18 protein-coding genes are annotated in these 15,438 nt (G+C 29.3%); all 18 read left to right on the forward strand.

The genetic code is table 11. From position 1 onward, the window contains the following. Positions 1–61: 61 nt before the first annotated feature. The 18 genes from Q0049_RS15410 to Q0049_RS15495 all read left to right on the forward strand — a co-directional run bounded on the left by Q0049_RS15410 (position 62) and on the right by Q0049_RS15495 (position 15,295). Entirely contained in the window at positions 62–1,306 is a 1,245-nt protein-coding gene (locus tag Q0049_RS15410) for an OmpA family protein (protein WP_298121745.1), read from the forward strand. Between the two features lie 8 nt (positions 1,307–1,314). After that, positions 1,315–1,887: a hypothetical protein gene (locus Q0049_RS15415; protein WP_298121748.1), complete on the forward strand. Its 573-nt coding sequence runs from the start codon at positions 1,315–1,317 to the stop codon at positions 1,885–1,887. Between the two features lie 35 nt (positions 1,888–1,922). Continuing rightward, positions 1,923–2,081 (forward strand): hypothetical protein, encoded by a 159-nt coding sequence (locus Q0049_RS15420; RefSeq protein WP_298121750.1) that lies wholly within the window; start codon positions 1,923–1,925, stop codon positions 2,079–2,081. Between the two features lie 2 nt (positions 2,082–2,083). Beyond that, on the forward strand, positions 2,084–2,848 hold the full coding sequence (locus tag Q0049_RS15425; RefSeq protein ID WP_298121752.1) for a hypothetical protein: 765 nt from the start codon (positions 2,084–2,086) through the stop codon (positions 2,846–2,848). Positions 2,849–2,868: 20 nt separating this feature from the next. Next, entirely contained in the window at positions 2,869–3,633 is a 765-nt protein-coding gene (locus Q0049_RS15430; RefSeq protein ID WP_298121754.1) for a hypothetical protein, read from the forward strand. Between the two features lie 152 nt (positions 3,634–3,785). Beyond that, positions 3,786–5,138 (forward strand): hypothetical protein, encoded by a 1,353-nt coding sequence (locus Q0049_RS15435; protein ID WP_298121756.1) that lies wholly within the window; start codon positions 3,786–3,788, stop codon positions 5,136–5,138. 153 nt (positions 5,139–5,291) lie between these two features. After that, complete coding sequence (locus Q0049_RS15440) at positions 5,292–5,897, forward strand: hypothetical protein (RefSeq protein ID WP_298121758.1); 606 nt, start codon at positions 5,292–5,294, stop codon at positions 5,895–5,897. Positions 5,898–6,077: 180 nt separating this feature from the next. Continuing rightward, entirely contained in the window at positions 6,078–6,497 is a 420-nt protein-coding gene (locus Q0049_RS15445) for a hypothetical protein (RefSeq protein ID WP_298121761.1), read from the forward strand. A gap of 154 nt (positions 6,498–6,651) precedes the next feature. Next, positions 6,652–7,338 carry a DUF2695 domain-containing protein gene (locus Q0049_RS15450; protein WP_298121763.1) on the forward strand — a complete coding sequence of 229 codons (687 nt, stop codon included), beginning with the start codon at positions 6,652–6,654 and terminating at the stop codon, positions 7,336–7,338. Between the two features lie 156 nt (positions 7,339–7,494). Continuing rightward, on the forward strand, positions 7,495–8,115 hold the full coding sequence (locus Q0049_RS15455) for a hypothetical protein (RefSeq protein ID WP_298121766.1): 621 nt from the start codon (positions 7,495–7,497) through the stop codon (positions 8,113–8,115). A gap of 17 nt (positions 8,116–8,132) precedes the next feature. Further along, the gene (locus Q0049_RS15460; protein WP_298121768.1) at positions 8,133–8,654 is read left to right on the forward strand and encodes a hypothetical protein; all 522 of its coding nucleotides are present in this window, start codon (positions 8,133–8,135) and stop codon (positions 8,652–8,654) included. Between the two features lie 166 nt (positions 8,655–8,820). Next, positions 8,821–9,456, forward strand: coding sequence for a hypothetical protein (locus tag Q0049_RS15465; RefSeq protein ID WP_298121770.1), 636 nt, complete (start codon positions 8,821–8,823; stop codon positions 9,454–9,456). A gap of 155 nt (positions 9,457–9,611) precedes the next feature. Then, positions 9,612–10,226 (forward strand): hypothetical protein, encoded by a 615-nt coding sequence (locus Q0049_RS15470; protein WP_298121771.1) that lies wholly within the window; start codon positions 9,612–9,614, stop codon positions 10,224–10,226. Positions 10,227–10,379: 153 nt separating this feature from the next. Continuing rightward, positions 10,380–11,171, forward strand: a complete 792-nt coding sequence (locus tag Q0049_RS15475) for a hypothetical protein (protein ID WP_298121774.1) — start codon at positions 10,380–10,382, stop codon at positions 11,169–11,171. A 191-nt stretch (positions 11,172–11,362) separates the two neighbouring features. Then, positions 11,363–11,665, forward strand: coding sequence for a hypothetical protein (locus Q0049_RS15480; RefSeq protein ID WP_298121775.1), 303 nt, complete (start codon positions 11,363–11,365; stop codon positions 11,663–11,665). Positions 11,666–11,855: 190 nt separating this feature from the next. Further along, positions 11,856–12,626 (forward strand): hypothetical protein, encoded by a 771-nt coding sequence (locus Q0049_RS15485; RefSeq protein ID WP_298121778.1) that lies wholly within the window; start codon positions 11,856–11,858, stop codon positions 12,624–12,626. 450 nt (positions 12,627–13,076) lie between these two features. Then, positions 13,077–13,433 carry a helix-turn-helix transcriptional regulator gene (locus tag Q0049_RS15490; RefSeq protein ID WP_298121780.1) on the forward strand — a complete coding sequence of 119 codons (357 nt, stop codon included), beginning with the start codon at positions 13,077–13,079 and terminating at the stop codon, positions 13,431–13,433. 620 nt (positions 13,434–14,053) lie between these two features. Beyond that, the gene (locus tag Q0049_RS15495) at positions 14,054–15,295 is read left to right on the forward strand and encodes a S41 family peptidase (RefSeq protein WP_298121782.1); all 1,242 of its coding nucleotides are present in this window, start codon (positions 14,054–14,056) and stop codon (positions 15,293–15,295) included. Positions 15,296–15,438 lie beyond the last annotated feature (143 nt).

Here is a 15,438-nt window from a genome sequence, read left to right on the forward strand (position 1 = left end):
GTTTCATCGTTTTTGTTTTGTTATGTACAATTTTGCTTCGTACAATCAAAACATCAAAATCATGAAAACACAATTACTATTATTTGCATTGTTATTTTCAACCATTGGCAATGCACAATTTCTTGACAAACTAGCAAAAAAGGCAGAAGATGCTGCCAAAAGAACGGTAGAAAGAAAAGTAGAACAAAAAGCTGAAAAAACTACAGATAAAACGGTTGATAAAGTTTTAAATCCAAAAAGTAAATCTTCAAAAAAGGATAAAAAAAATAAATCCATAAAAACAGCAAAAGATTTTGAATCTGGAACAAAAGTTTTAGCAACTGAAGATTTTTCGCAAGATGTTATTGGAGATTTTCCTGTCAATTGGTCCACAAACAGCAGTGGTGAAGTAGTTAATTTTTCTGATGATAAAACAAAATGGCTACAACTTAATGACAATGGAAATTATACTCCAAATCATATCAAAAAACTTCCTGAAAATTTCACTTTTGAATTTGATTTATATTCTGCAGATGATTTCTCTTTCTATTCAACTGCTTTTAAAATTGGGTTTATTGAAACAAAAAAGAAAAACGATTACACCCAATGGAAAGAATTTCAAAGCGGAAAAGAAGGCATCATTTTAAGTCTTCATCCGCAACTTGCAGGAACAGAAATTGTTGGTGGTTCAGGATTTAGAGTGATTGCTGATGGCTCAGAATTGATGAATAATAATGTAGAATTAAACAGCTACAACAACAATCAAAACACGGCTAAAATTCAGTTTTGGAGACAAAACAACAGACTACGAATGTATGTAAATGGTGAAAAAGTTTGGGACTTACCTAATGCTTTTCAAGATGCAAACTACAACAGTATTGTCTTTTTTACACACGGATATTATGAGAAAAAAGATAAATATTACATCTCAAATCTTCGATTAGCTGTCGCAGGAGAAGACACAAGACACAAACTAATTGAAACAGGAAGTTTTTCTACAAATGAAATTTTATTTGATACAAACAAAGCCACTATTAAGTCGTCAAGTGCAACAGTTTTAGAAGAGTTAGCAACTGCATTAAAAGAAAATCCAAAAACTAAAATTTCAATTACTGGTCATACCGATAGCGATGGAAAAGAAACTGACAATCAAAAACTTTCTGAACAAAGAGCAGAAAGCGTTAAAAACTATCTAGCATCAAATTTTGGAATTGAAAAATCAAGAATGACAACAAATGGCAAAGGAGAAACCGAACCAATTGCCGAAAATAAATCTGATGAAGGTAAAAAACAAAACCGAAGAGTAGAATTTAAAATCATTAAATAAATAATATCATGAAAAATCATTTTTTAAAAGCAATTCTAATAATTGGAATTACATTATCATCATGTTCAAAAGACGATGAAAGAAACTATACTGAAGAAAACTTTCTAGATGGATTTTTAACAACCTCACAATTTTCAGGAACCACTGACAGCACAATTGATGGAGGTAATTATGAATTTGGAATAGAATTTACGCCACTTGTAAAAGGAAAAATCACTGCTTTAAAAGTTAAAATTCCCGATGTAAATAATGCCGTTAGAGTTACAATTTGGGACAAAGTAACAACAACAGTAATGAGATCAGAAACGTTAAATATAACTTCAGCAAACAGTGAACAAAGCATTGATATTGCTGATTTAGAACTAGAAGCAAACCATCAATATGCTATCACAATGAACTCAAACGATTGGTACAATCACAGAAGAGCTGACAATTCAGATGTAAGTTATCCTATCACTTCTGGAAATATCAAAATTGACAATTATAAATGGGTTTCAGGTACAGCACAAAACTACCCAACGAACATTGCAACATCTTATTTTGCTGGTGATGTTTCGTTCAATTTCATTCAAATGAATTAATTATTGAAAAAAATAATTTTTCTAACTCTTGTTCAATGTCAAATAAAAAAAAGACAAAATATGTAGGCAAAGTAGAAGAACTTCCTTCAAAATCAATCTATTTGAATATAAATCATTTGGAAAAAGGCGATTATGAATTGAGTATCATTCACCAAAATAAATTGATAAAAAAAACAACTTTCAAAAAAAACTAATCATGAAAACAAAAACATTACAATTATTTCTTCTCGCAGTACTATTTACATTTAGTTCTTGCAGTAATGACGATGAAAAGAAAGAAGCATACGTAAAGAAAATTGTATCTACTTCTTCAGCAACACCAAGTGCAAATCAAACCATTGACTTTGTTTATAATAGTAAAAAGAGAATCTTTAATTATACCATAACAAAATCTAGCGGAAGTATTTCTCACGATATAATTTATAATTCAAGCGGATTAATTACTAAAATAAATAGAACATCAACCAGCGCAAGTGCTTCTCAATTAACGAGTTTTATTTACAGTTATACCGATGGAAAATTAGCTAAATTAGAAATCGCTGACGAAACTGGAATCATAAATTATTCTATGGATTTTACTTATGATGAAGCACAAAATAAATATTTAGGCAATGATAGCGATGGCTATGTAATTGAAATCAGAATAGATGCAAATGAAAACATCAAACAATTTGTTGTAGGTTCAGAAAATAGTGTGATGTCGTATAATGCCAACTCAGGACTTTTTAAAAATACTAAAAATAATGTTCCGCTACTTCTAACGCATTTTTTCTCTTCAGAAAGTACCACTAGATATTTACTTCAACTATTTGCTAATAAGGAAATTTCTTCCATTGAAGCAGCAACGACCACATTGTATGCGACGACTACAAGAGATGAAAACAATTTAATCACACAAATTGATTACTCAAACAGTTCAAGTTCCATTTTTAGTATGGATGTAACCTACGAAAACCGATAAAAAACCTTAAAACATAAATCATGAAAACTAAATTCACAGCACTTTTACTAGTTGCAATGGCATTTCTAACCATTTCATGCAGCAACGACGACGATAGTAAAGAATATTATGTAAAAACAATTGAATCTAATTATCCAACTTCGCCTGATGACAATCAATCCATAACGTTTGAATATGATTCAAAAAATAGAATTTCGGGTTATACCATTTCTCAACTTGGTGGAACGATTGAAAAAACAATTACTTACAATTCTCAAAATGTAATTACTAAAATACATTCTACCTACACCACATTTGGATTAACAGATGAAATTGATATGGATTTCACTTACACTGATGGAAAACTTTCAAAAACAATTATTACACCTTTTGAACCATCGATTGATCCGTGGATTATCAATTTTACTTACGATAATAACGAAAAAAAATATACTGGTCTTATTGAATCTGTTTCCGATGTTTTTACAGAAATAACCATCGATAATTCAAACAATCTAACAGAATTATTTTATTCTGGGCAAAATACTACAGTAGCTCGAAACAACAACAATGGCATTTTTAAAAACAATAAAAACATTGTTCCATTAATTGTGATGGCACTTTTTGACAACAGTCTTTTCTCATTACAAGTGTTTTCAAATAAAGAAATTACGTCCATTTCTAGCGGAACAACAACGTTAAACTCCATTACAACTAGAAATGACAACAACAAAATTGAAAATGTAAGATATCAAAGTACGGCAACAACAATTCTAGAAATTGATGTTATTTATGAAGAACGATAATTGAGTTTGGTTGTTTTTTTAAAAGTGTATTCTATTTATTTTTTAGAATACACTTTTTTGTTTTTCAGATTTCTAAAAAAAAGGAATTCGATAAGGTAGGGTTTTCGATTTCTAATTTGTTGTATTAGTATTTTACATACAAAAAGGTTTTCATGAGAAAAATTATACTTTTTACAATAACAATTTTGTTAACCCAGATGGTGGCATTCTCGCAAGTAGGAATTGGAACAACGAGTCCAAATGCAAGTTCCATGCTCGATATAACATCCTCAAATAGTGGTTTATTAATTCCAAGAATGACCGAAGCGCAAAAATTAGCAATCGTTTCACCTGCAACAGGTTTATTAATTTTCCAAACCAACGTTGTGAGTGGTTTTTGGTATTACAACGGAACAACTTGGACCACTTTTTCGGCATCATCAGGATGGAATTTAACTGGAAATGCAGGAATAAATCCAGCAACAAACTTCATTGGAACAACAGACAATTCAAATGTAGTTTTCAGAAGAAATAATACAAGAGCAGGATTAATTAATACCACAAATACTTCCTTCGGAATAAACTCATTAAATCCTGCCTCTGTCGGTTTGTATAATATTGGATTTGGAGCTTCTTCCTTATTCAGCAATACAAACGGCGGTTATAATGTGAGCATTGGATATAGTGCAATGTATAAAAATACTACAGGAAATTTTAATACTTCAGTTGGAAATTTAACACTTTACGAAAATCTAACTGGCGAAAGCAATGCTGCCTTTGGCGATTTAGCTTTGAGAGGAAACATCTCAGGATTTCAAAACTGTGCCTTCGGAACTAATGCATTAATTACAAATACAATTGGAAGCCAAAATTCAGCTTATGGTGTTGGTTCACTCTATTTTTCCACAGGTAGTGGCAACACAGCATTGGGTTATTTTGCATTGAACAATAGTGTTTCTGGCGATAACAATATCGGAATTGGAAATCAAGCGCAAGTTCCAAATCCTAATGGTAGCAACCAACTTTCCATTGGAAACCAAATTTACGGAACCAATATGAACGATGCTTTTCTGGGAAAAATTGGTATTGGCGAAACTAATCCAACTGAAAAATTAGATGTATCAGGAAGCGTAAAATTTTCAGGTTCATTGATGCCTAACAATACTGCGGGAAATCTTGGTGAAGTATTGTCTAGTAATGGTGCTGGCGCATATCCTACTTGGGTTGACCCAAATGTAAAACCTTATACAGTAACAAGTGGTGGCGGCATTTACAACGTGCCATTAACCGAATATACGGTAAGAGTTTTTAATGGTATAACCAATGTTCGATTGCCCGATGCTGTTGCTAATTTAGGAAAAGTGTTCATCATCATAGGAAGCAACGGAATTACCTCAAAAACCTTTTCAACTTCTGGCGGTGGCATTTACGATGATGTCACAAATGCTACCATAACAACACTAAACGCCAACCAACGCTACATGGTACAAAGCGATGGAACCAACTGGATTGTCATTGGAAGATAAAACCGTACTTTCTTTGTACGATAAATTTTAGTTTCATATATTTGAATAAAATACGCTATCTAGTAGCGCTAATCATTCCAGATTTGGGCGTATTGGCGCTATAAAGTAGCGCCTATTTAATAGTTGTGAGCAATGCAAAAAAAATCTTAAAAAATGAAAAAAGCACTAATTTTAACTATTTTACTATCAATTGTTTCTTGTAAAGGACAAAAAAAAGAATCTAAAGAATTAGTTAAAAAAGCTAATACCTTTTTTTGGGAATCAAAACTTGATAAAAAAGTTAAAGTTGACAGTTGCTTAGTCTTAATAAATCAAGCAATTAAAATTGATGATGAAAATTTTGGAGCATATGAGGCTAAAAGTACATTTTTAGCATACAAAAAGGACATCAAAGGATTATTAAAAAATAACGAAAAGATGATTCAATTGCGTTCGAAACAACCATATTGGAAAATTCAAAGAGGTTTATATTTAGAATTGAGTGGAGAAAAAGTTGAAGCTGAAAAATACTATGACCAAGCAATTTTAGACTATCAAAACTTATTCCTTGAACCTAATCAAAATAATGAATTTAATTTGAGAATGGAATATTTAACAGCTTTGGAAGCAAAAGGCGATTTGAAAAAAGCTGAAATAGAATTGAAAAAAATGAGTGTAGATTTTCCTGATAATGAAACTCTAAAAGTTTATAAAACAGAATATAAATTCAAAACAAAAAAAGAATTATTCGAAATATGGGAAAAAGGAACTGATGAATAAGCACTGCACACAACAGCGGTTTGCTTCAATGGCTTGGCTCGGGATTTATTTGAAATCGGAAAGGTTTTTAATTTAAAGTTTTGTTTATATTTGTAATGGTCAGTGATTAATTAACGCCACTGAAAGCAAGCCGCGAAACGTTAGTGGCTATTATATTGAAAATCCTGCTCAAAAAAAATCATGATTAAAATAGAATTTGAAAAACCGAATATAGAAACTTGCGAATGTTGTGGAAAAGAAACTACTAAACTTACAAGATTTGTCTATAAAGATAATGACGCATTTGCAATTTATTATATAAAGTTCACCAAAGATCACGAAGAAAAAATTGCAACTGGAATAATTAGTATTGGAGATTGGGGAACTGATGAAGAACCGAAAAATAGATTCTCATTTCCATTTAGAATTTGGACGAATAAAGACAATTTTCAAATCGGACTAATCAATAAAGAAGAGTCGCCATGGAAACAAAGTTTACTCGGAAAAATATTGGACAGAAAAGATGCGTTAAAACATCCTTGGATAAGCGAAGTATTTCATATTACAGACCATATTGTTGTCGAAGATAAAGAAGTGGTTGAATATTTCACGCAAAAATAACAGCCACCAACAACGGTCTGAAGAAGTGACGCTACACTGCCTTTATTCAAAATCAAAAAAAGTTATTAATTTAAAGTTTTGTTTATATTTGTGAAGGAATGGCCTTGGTTCATCGCCACTTCTTAAAGCGAAACGTTAGCCATAATTTAAGAAAATGACCGTATTAACAGAAAATCAAGTAACCGAACTTTGTGTATTTATAGAAAACCGAATTGAAAAAATTGGATGTGACCATTCATTGAAAAATGCTTTTGATTGGGCTGAAAAAAACGGAATTAATAAGGCTGACTTAATTGACGTTTTGGAATCTAATGGTGGATTTTGTGATTGCGAAGTAATAATGAATTTACCCGAAAATTGTAGTTTAGAAATAGAATCAGGGAATAACGAAATAGACTATAAAAACCCCTTCAAAACACCTCTAAATTTTCAACAGACTGAAAATAAAATTTATACGAAAGCATTATTTTCCAGTTCGGAATACAACGATAATAACTACACTAAAAATGGAGAATTATTAATTCCTGCCCCTTTTGGATTTAAGCCAAAAAAGAGAGTTCGGAAAAGTATGCACTTTTTTAACGGAACTGAATCTGAATTGCCCTCTGAAATTGGAATTGTTAAAGAGATCTCACCTACGAATGGAAAAGAATTTGCAAAAAGAATTAGAGATTTGAAATTAGAGTCTTTATCAAAATTTTCGGAAAGAGATGCTGAATATTACTTATCGAGAATTGAAAAAATTGAAATCGAAAAACCTATGGGAACACATTTTATGGAAATAAGAGGAATTAGCGGAACCAAAATTGATTTAAAAATACATAAAATAATATTTAGGTAATATAAACTACGGCTAACACACGCTACAAGCAATTTGGGAATTTGGCTTAATTTGAAGTTGGTTTTGTATTTGGAAGATTTGACTAATCCGAATAATGGGCTTAATTTAGTCCCAAACTTCTTGAAGCCTTAAACGTTGAGAGTAATTGTAAAAAACATGAAAGAAAAATATACAGAAGATAGTATTCGAGCACTTGAAGCTGGAGAACATGTTAGAATGAGACCAAAAATGTATTTTGAGAAGTGTTTTTCTGAAAACTCACTTGATGCTTTACCTTTTGAAGTTTTATGTCATGCTTTTGATGAGTATTTTGATGGAAACTGTAATGAAATTGAATTGACTGTTTGGATAAATTCATTTTCGGTGAAATATAATACTGGGATGTCATTAGAAATAAGGAAAAACCAAAAAATATCAAATGCGGAATTTATAATGACAAAAATTGGAGCTTGTTCAAATTTAAAGAAGCATCTAGCTGTTGGACAAGAATTTTGTGGTTTAGGAATGGCTACAATTAATTTTGCATCTGATAAATGTAAATTAACAACTGTATGGAATAATCTAAAAGGAACTTTTGAATTTAAAAATGGTGAAACTTTAACAAAGAATATAGAATCATTCTCAAGTGAAGTTTCTTATACAGAAATATTAGTTCAGCCAAACAATTTACTTTTCGAGAATTTACATTTTACATCAAAAGGTATCGAAGAAAAATCATCCGAAATTAAAAAGCGTTTAAAGGATTTGAATTTAATAGTAAATGATTTAATCGAATAAAAACAACTTAAAAACAGATGATTAAAAAATTATTACCTTTTGAAAAATTAGTTTATCATTCTACATTAACTAAAGAAGAACTTTTAGCACATCTACAAAATGAAATTGAAGCTGAAAAATCTTTTGGTTTTGGTGCAATTAATCATTCTTATTCCAAACCTTATATTGGTAAAATATATAATAATTCATTTGAAATTAAAAGAGCTATAAACTACAGAAACTCATTTCTACCAATAATAAATGGCGAAATTCAAAATGATTTTAATGGTTCAAAAATAAGCGTAAAAATGAACCTTGTTGAATTTGTAAAAGTTTTTATGATAATTTGGTTAGGCGGAGTTTTAATTGGTTGCTTGGCTACATCATATGGCATAATTTTTAAAAACGGATTAAATTCCGAAGGTGGTTTATTTATGTTTATTCCTTTTTTTATGCTTATTGTTGGCATTGTCATGGTTTCGTTTGGTTTCAAAGCAGAAAGTAAAAAAAGCATAAAAGATTTGGAAGAAATATTGAAAGCAAAAATAATAGAAAGATAAAGAAAACCGATCTGCCAACAGCGGTTTCACGAAATGGCAAGTATGGGATTTATCAGAAATTGGAAAGGTTATTAATTAAAAGTTTTGTTTGGTTCGTGCTTGCAGCAGCAACAGACATGAAGCCGAGAACCGTTAGCTGAAATTTTCAAGTAACACCGTAAAACCTATGAATGAAATAGATATGAATGATAAAATTTTAATTTTTGAGAAAATTGAAGATGAAAAAATATTTTCTTCTTCAGATTCGTTTTATAGCAATCATTCAGAAAATATTGACATAAATTATCCAACAAAAGTAAAAATTTCACTTTTTAGTTTCGACAGAAAACTCATAAAGTCAATTAATATATTTGGAATATTTTTCGATTCGAATACCTATATTTTATTGGAGAAATATTTAATTCTTGAAAATTCAATAATTATTTCATTTGACGGTATTTTACTTTCATTTGATAAAGGAAACTTTATGCTAAATTGGCAAAAGAAAAGTTTTACAGACATTATATCTTTTAAATTATACGAAAATGATTTAATAATTTATGATGAGCTTGAAGTTGCAAGAATAGATATAAATGGAAATGATAAATGGAGTTTCAGTGGAATGGACCATTTTATTTCTTATCAAGGTACAGAAAATTTTATTTTTTGTGATGAGTATATTAAAATGATTGACTCAAATGAAGTTGAATATCGAATAAGTTATGACGGAGAAGATATAAATAAAATTAACCCTAATTATTTTCAAGAAATAAAACCTCCAAAAGAAAATCTTTTAAAGCGAATAATAAAAAACTTCCGCTAACTGACGTTTCAAAAAATGACTCAGCACTGTCTTTATTCAAAATCAAAAAAAGTTTCTAATTTAAAGTTTTAGTTATATTTGTAAATGCTTGGTCTTGGTTTATCGCCACTTCTTGAAGCCGCAACGTTGGTGACAATATTAAAAAAATTAGAAATATGACAGAATTTTTATTTGAGAATAAAGAAATCATAAATATTATTTTTGGAATTATAATTGGTTTAATTCCAGCTTTTTGTAATTTAAAAAAAGGAAGGGAAAATAGAAATCTAAACTGGAAAGGTTGGTCATTTTTAGTTATATGTTTCACTTTCATCCTATTTTCTAGCTTTATAATTTGTCAGGTTAATAAAAGAATAAAACCTGATGATATAATTTTAAAATTGAGTTTACGCTCGCCGATGCCATTTTCAAGCTATCAAGAAATATCAGATAAAATTCCAAAAAAAATCTTAGCACCACTTATAGAAATTGAAAAATCAAATACATCAGGAATTTTTGAATTTCAGAACATTAATTCTGGAAAAGGACATGCTTCAGAATCAAAGTTTGTAAACTATATTTGTTATGTATCAGGAAATAACTCCATAGAAAATTTCCCTAAAAACATCGAGGATATAAATCCAAAAAACGTCATTTTGTATTTATCTTTAAAAAAATATTTTGAATGCGGATATTCTTTAAATGGTCCGCCAAAACTAATTCTAAGAGGTAGTATTTACGAGGGAAATATTGATTTAGATAATGATAAAATTGAGTTTTCAAGCAAATAACTATTCCCAACAGACGTTACAAGATATGGCAAAGCACGAGATTCATTTAAAATCGGGAAAAGTTATTAAGTTGAAGTTTTGGTTATATTTGTGAAGGCTTGATCTTGGTTCATCGCCACTTTTTGTTGCTGAGAAACGTTATAAGTAATATTTATGAGCTCTACCGAAATTAATTTTTATGTTGACATTTTTGCTGGAATTGGAACTTTCATTTCTAGTATAATTGCTTTATTTGCTTTAAAAGAAGTTATAAAACAAAGGCGCGCGATGTATCAGCCAAAACTATATTTCAACGAATTTTCTCTTTCCGTTAAAGGAAATCCACATTCAGAAATGAAGTCATTATATTTATATTATTTACACAATTTATATGAGCCCGTAAGAGAAGATAGTAGAAAAGGTTATTCAGTATCTGCACAATTTTTCTTCGAAAATATTGGATATGGTGTAGCGAGTAACATAAATTATGAATGGACTTTTGATTACGTTAAAGCTGCAAAAATAATATGCAATTTAGACTCAAAATTTAATTTTAGAAACGATAAAGAAGACAAATCAATCGTTATAATTTTTGATAATATTTATTTTAGCTCATACAGTTGTGATGATATTGGAAATAATAAAAAGATTGATTTTATAAAACCTGAAAGTTTACAACAAAACTTTAAACCGACATCAATTCCAATATGCATAACAAATATGCATATGGATTATGTTATGGCTAAGAATAAGATGTTTAGTGAAAAATGCAAAAGGTTTAATTTTGAAGAGTTTGATGATTTTCCAATTCCTAAATTAAATATATCATATCACGACATCGCTGGAAAAAAATACGAAACAGAATATTCTTTTAATATTCATTGTTATAATTCATTTAGACAAGTAGATGATAAATTGATTGACACAGAAAATGATTATGCAAATTTGTCGTTTAATTTAAAATAGTATTGCTAGCAAAACTAGTTCCATACAATTGCCGATCACACACTCATTATTTATTTTTAATATTTAAAACTTCAAAGGAAAGTCGTAGTTTTGTTTTGATCAGTTTTTTGCTGCGATAACAAACCGCAAGCAATGGAACGTTATGTAAAATTTTAAACCCTCTGAATTTATATCAAAATGAAATCCATCAAATGAAAGGCTTGATTTATAAAACCCCAGAAAACCTAATACTTGAATCATTTGATTTAGGACATTCTATTTTAAGATTTAAAGGACTTGATAATGAAAATATTGTTGTTGAATTTCAAGGAATGACATATGTAGAAATGCCAAGGTATTTAAAAGGAGTTGAAATATGGTCATTGGAAGAAAAAGAACAACTTGAATTAATAAAAAGAAGACCTAAACTGTCAGTTAAAAATAATTTTTGGAAAATGATAAGTCAGAACGAAATTTATAATGTAGTTGCATTTGATGTGAAGATTAATCCATAAAAATAAAACTGTTCACAACAACAATTTCAAAAATTGCTAGGCTTGCACTTGCTATTTTGTTTTTATAGACAATATGCTGGCTACTAAAATTTTATCTTTCAAATTAATTCCGTAGTTTTGTTTAGGTCAGTGCTTGAAGCTGCAGACAGCAAGCATTGGAACATTATAAGCAATCAAAAAAGAGCAAAAAATGAATAATCTCGATAATAAAAATTTTTGTTTTACAATAATGCCTTTTAGAGGATATTTTGAAGACTATTATTTGAAAATATACAAGCCCGCAATTGATGAGGCAAATCTAAAACCTTTAAGAGCTGATGATATTTATACTCCTGGAACAATCATTAATGATATTTGGGAAGCAATTCAAAAGTCTAAAATCATTTTAGCAGATTTAACTGAACAAAATGCAAATGTGTTTTATGAATTAGGTTTAGCACATGCGTCTGGGAAGCCCGTAATATTACTCTCTGAGAGACTTGAAGATGTTCCTTTTGATTTACGCGCTTTGCGAGTAATTATCTACAATAAAAATATTCCAGATTGGGGAAAAATTCTGCAAGACAGTATAACCAAAGCATTAACCGAAACTCTTATCTCTCCTGTAAAAGCAATTCTTCCGACTTTTTTGACAATTATTAAAGACAAGAATTCATTTGTTTCTGAATCGGACAAAGTTCTTTTAGAACTTAAATCTGATATCGAGTATTTAAAAAAAATACAAAAGGTTGGGAATGTCTCTGATTTTGATTTACAAGGTGAAACGATAGGGCCAATATCTGAGCATGATATCCAAATTTTAAAAATGCTCTCAAACGGAATAAGTCAGTCCGAAATTGCCGCTTCATTAAAAATGAGTTCTTCATATCTTGAAAAAGTAATTAATAGATTAAAAGTAAGATTTAATGCAAACAATGCGATTGAACTTATTAAAAAATCTATTGATATAGGACTGATATAATTGACTGCTATTAACAACCGTTTACGCCTATTGCAAGTCATGCGCTTGCTATTTAGTCTTCGTGGAAAATAATCTGGTGGCTACAATTCTATCTTTCAAAGAAAATCCTTAGTTTTATTTCGCTCAATGTTTGCAGCAACAACAAATGTAAAACGATATAATGTTAAGCAAAACACTATCGCCAGTCTCAAGATAGTATATACTTCTTCAAACAAATTTTAAAAAACTCCTTACCTATTTTTAATTTTTAGTAAATTACTTTGTACTTTTAACAAACTATTTTTATTTTTTTACTATTAAATTATAATTTTTAATAATATACTTTTAGTTTTTTACTATATATTTTGTATTATTAGATAATTATTTTGTGTTTTTTATAACTAACTTTTAATTTTTAATTACTTAATTTCATATTTTAGCAACATACTTTTAATTTTTAACAACATCAATATGTTATCACTCAACCTTAGACCAATTTTTACCACTAGAGGTATAGAAAAACCCTACTCCTTTCTTGTTAAAAACGGATTCACTTCTCATACGGCAAACAGTCTTTTAAATAGTAAAACAAGAGTCTTCAGATTAGATCACATCGAGCTATTATGTGAAATATTATTATGCGAACCTAACGACTTACTTATGTGGAAACCTGACAGCGGTAAGACAATTGCCCCAAACAATCCACTTAATAAATTAATTGCTAATACAGAAACTAAAACAGATTTAAAAAAAACACTCTTTAGTCTTCCCTATCAACAGTTAAAGGAAATTTCTAACAAGCTAACAAAAGAAATTGACGAAAAGTAATCGTTATAAAATACTACAGTTAACAAAAGTTCCATGCTATCACTAAGCATACGCTTACTATTCCATCTCAATTAAATAATCAAAAACGAATACGTAATCTTTAAAAGAAATTCCCCATGCTTCGCAAAGAGTTTCCAGAAGCTGGGCAAATATCTCATGACTTTGCGTTTTTGATTTTAATCAATAAATTCAGAACACATTAAAGCTAACACTACGTGATGTAAAGCGACGGAACTAATTACATTGCTATTAGAAGATAAAAACACAATTTCATTGTTAGATAAATTTTAGTTTTGTAGATTTGAGTAAAATAATTCATATTGTAGCACTAATAATTCCTTATTTAGAAATATTAGGATGATAATTTTAGCCTTTCATACCAATTGTAAGCTAATATAACTCAAAGTCAACATATTTAAAACTAATTATTATTTATGAGAAAACATCTGATTATTTTACTCCTCATGTTAGCAAAAACCTCTTTCGCACAAAGTTGTAAATGCGATAGTATTTTTTTACAAACAAGACAAATTGTACAAGATAATTATGCTGGGTGGTTTGATAAAGTAAACTCAAAAAATCTTGTTGAATATGACAATTGGACATCTAACCATTATTTAATGTCAAAAGAAATAACTAATGATAGTATTTGTGCTAAACAATTACAAAATTGGATTTCATTTTTTCAAGATAAGCACTTGAGGATTAAATATAATAAACCAAAATCAAATATAAATTCTAATTCAGAAAATAAAAAAATTGAAATTCTACATACAGGTTTAACAGAAAATCAATTGACCGATTATTTTAAAAAAAACAAAAAACTTGATCCTATCGAAGGAATTTATGAAAACTCAAGTTACAAACTTGCAATAACACAAGCAAAACCAAACCTTTACTACGCTACAATAATTAAAACCCAAAATGAAAATTGGAAAGAAGGAGAAGTTAAATTAACAATTAAGAAAATTAACCAGAAATATTTAGGTACTTTCTATGAAGGCGACAAGACTGATTTTTCAGAGCATGATGTTAAAATAGTAGACAACATTCTAGATTTCGATATCGTTTTTTATGAAAAATTATTTCCAATCGTAAAAACAAAAAGAGACATAACGGAATATGAAATGTCAAAAGACAGATATGCTCCAAGTTTAAATTTTAAAGACAATGTAGCAATTTGGAAGTTTCCATCATTTGAAAATAACGCCTATGAGCAAACAGAATATTTATTAAAAAAATATAAGACTAAATTAGAAAATACACCTTTTTGGATATTAGATTTGAGAAATAATAGCGGTGGAGATTATAGTATTGGTTTACAATTGTTAGATTATATCTATACAAAACCAATTTTAAATTATAATTCAGAGATGCGAATGACTCAATCTAATTTCGAAAAATGGTATCAGTTTATTGCCGAATACTATGAAAATGCTGATTCTAAAACAAAAAAAGAACTCGATGAAAGAATGAATAAAATGAAATCTCATTATGGCGAACTTTATAATGAAAGCGGAACACAAACAGACACTATAAAACTCGATAATGTCAAAATTAATCCTTTGAAAATAGCATTATTAATAAACGAAAACACAGTAAGTAGTGGAGAACTATTTACAATTCTGGCAAAACAAAGTGATAAAGTATTGGTTATGGGAACAAATTCAGGCGGAATGATGGATTATGGTAATGTGGTAACCTACAAAACAAATTTTTCAACAATAAAAATTCAATTGCCTACAAATCGACAATTATGGCTTGATACAAATTTTTCAGTAGACAAAGAGGGCTTAAAACCAGATATTTATCTAAAAGAAAATAATTGGATAGAACAAGTAATAAAATTAATTAAACAATAAAAAAATCACATCAACCGTCACAAAATATGGCTAGGCACGAGATTCATTTGAAATCAGAAAGGTCTTTAATTTAAAGGTTTGTTTATATTCGTGAAGGTTTGGTCTTGGTTTATAACCACCTCTTGAAGCCACAGACTTTATCA

This window comes from Flavobacterium sp. (assembly GCF_027484205.1).
Lineage (GTDB): Bacteria > Bacteroidota > Bacteroidia > Flavobacteriales > Flavobacteriaceae > Flavobacterium.

Bases quoted from the DNA above. Each gene is read 5' to 3' on its own strand.
- Q0049_RS15410 (WP_298121745.1), top strand. From the start codon at position 62: ATGAAAACACAATTACTATTATTTGCATTGTTATTTTCAACCATTGGC.
- Q0049_RS15415 (WP_298121748.1), top strand. From the start codon at position 1,315: ATGAAAAATCATTTTTTAAAAGCAATTCTAATAATTGGAATTACATTA.
- Q0049_RS15420 (WP_298121750.1), top strand. From the start codon at position 1,923: ATGTCAAATAAAAAAAAGACAAAATATGTAGGCAAAGTAGAAGAACTT.
- Q0049_RS15425 (WP_298121752.1), top strand. From the start codon at position 2,084: ATGAAAACAAAAACATTACAATTATTTCTTCTCGCAGTACTATTTACA.
- Q0049_RS15430 (WP_298121754.1), top strand. From the start codon at position 2,869: ATGAAAACTAAATTCACAGCACTTTTACTAGTTGCAATGGCATTTCTA.
- Q0049_RS15435 (WP_298121756.1), top strand. From the start codon at position 3,786: ATGAGAAAAATTATACTTTTTACAATAACAATTTTGTTAACCCAGATG.
- Q0049_RS15440 (WP_298121758.1), top strand. From the start codon at position 5,292: ATGAAAAAAGCACTAATTTTAACTATTTTACTATCAATTGTTTCTTGT.
- Q0049_RS15445 (WP_298121761.1), top strand. From the start codon at position 6,078: ATGATTAAAATAGAATTTGAAAAACCGAATATAGAAACTTGCGAATGT.
- Q0049_RS15450 (WP_298121763.1), top strand. From the start codon at position 6,652: ATGACCGTATTAACAGAAAATCAAGTAACCGAACTTTGTGTATTTATA.
- Q0049_RS15455 (WP_298121766.1), top strand. From the start codon at position 7,495: ATGAAAGAAAAATATACAGAAGATAGTATTCGAGCACTTGAAGCTGGA.
- Q0049_RS15460 (WP_298121768.1), top strand. From the start codon at position 8,133: ATGATTAAAAAATTATTACCTTTTGAAAAATTAGTTTATCATTCTACA.
- Q0049_RS15465 (WP_298121770.1), top strand. From the start codon at position 8,821: ATGAATGAAATAGATATGAATGATAAAATTTTAATTTTTGAGAAAATT.
- Q0049_RS15470 (WP_298121771.1), top strand. From the start codon at position 9,612: ATGACAGAATTTTTATTTGAGAATAAAGAAATCATAAATATTATTTTT.
- Q0049_RS15475 (WP_298121774.1), top strand. From the start codon at position 10,380: ATGAGCTCTACCGAAATTAATTTTTATGTTGACATTTTTGCTGGAATT.
- Q0049_RS15480 (WP_298121775.1), top strand. From the start codon at position 11,363: ATGAAAGGCTTGATTTATAAAACCCCAGAAAACCTAATACTTGAATCA.
- Q0049_RS15485 (WP_298121778.1), top strand. From the start codon at position 11,856: ATGAATAATCTCGATAATAAAAATTTTTGTTTTACAATAATGCCTTTT.
- Q0049_RS15490 (WP_298121780.1), top strand. From the start codon at position 13,077: ATGTTATCACTCAACCTTAGACCAATTTTTACCACTAGAGGTATAGAA.
- Q0049_RS15495 (WP_298121782.1), top strand. From the start codon at position 14,054: ATGTCAAAAGAAATAACTAATGATAGTATTTGTGCTAAACAATTACAA.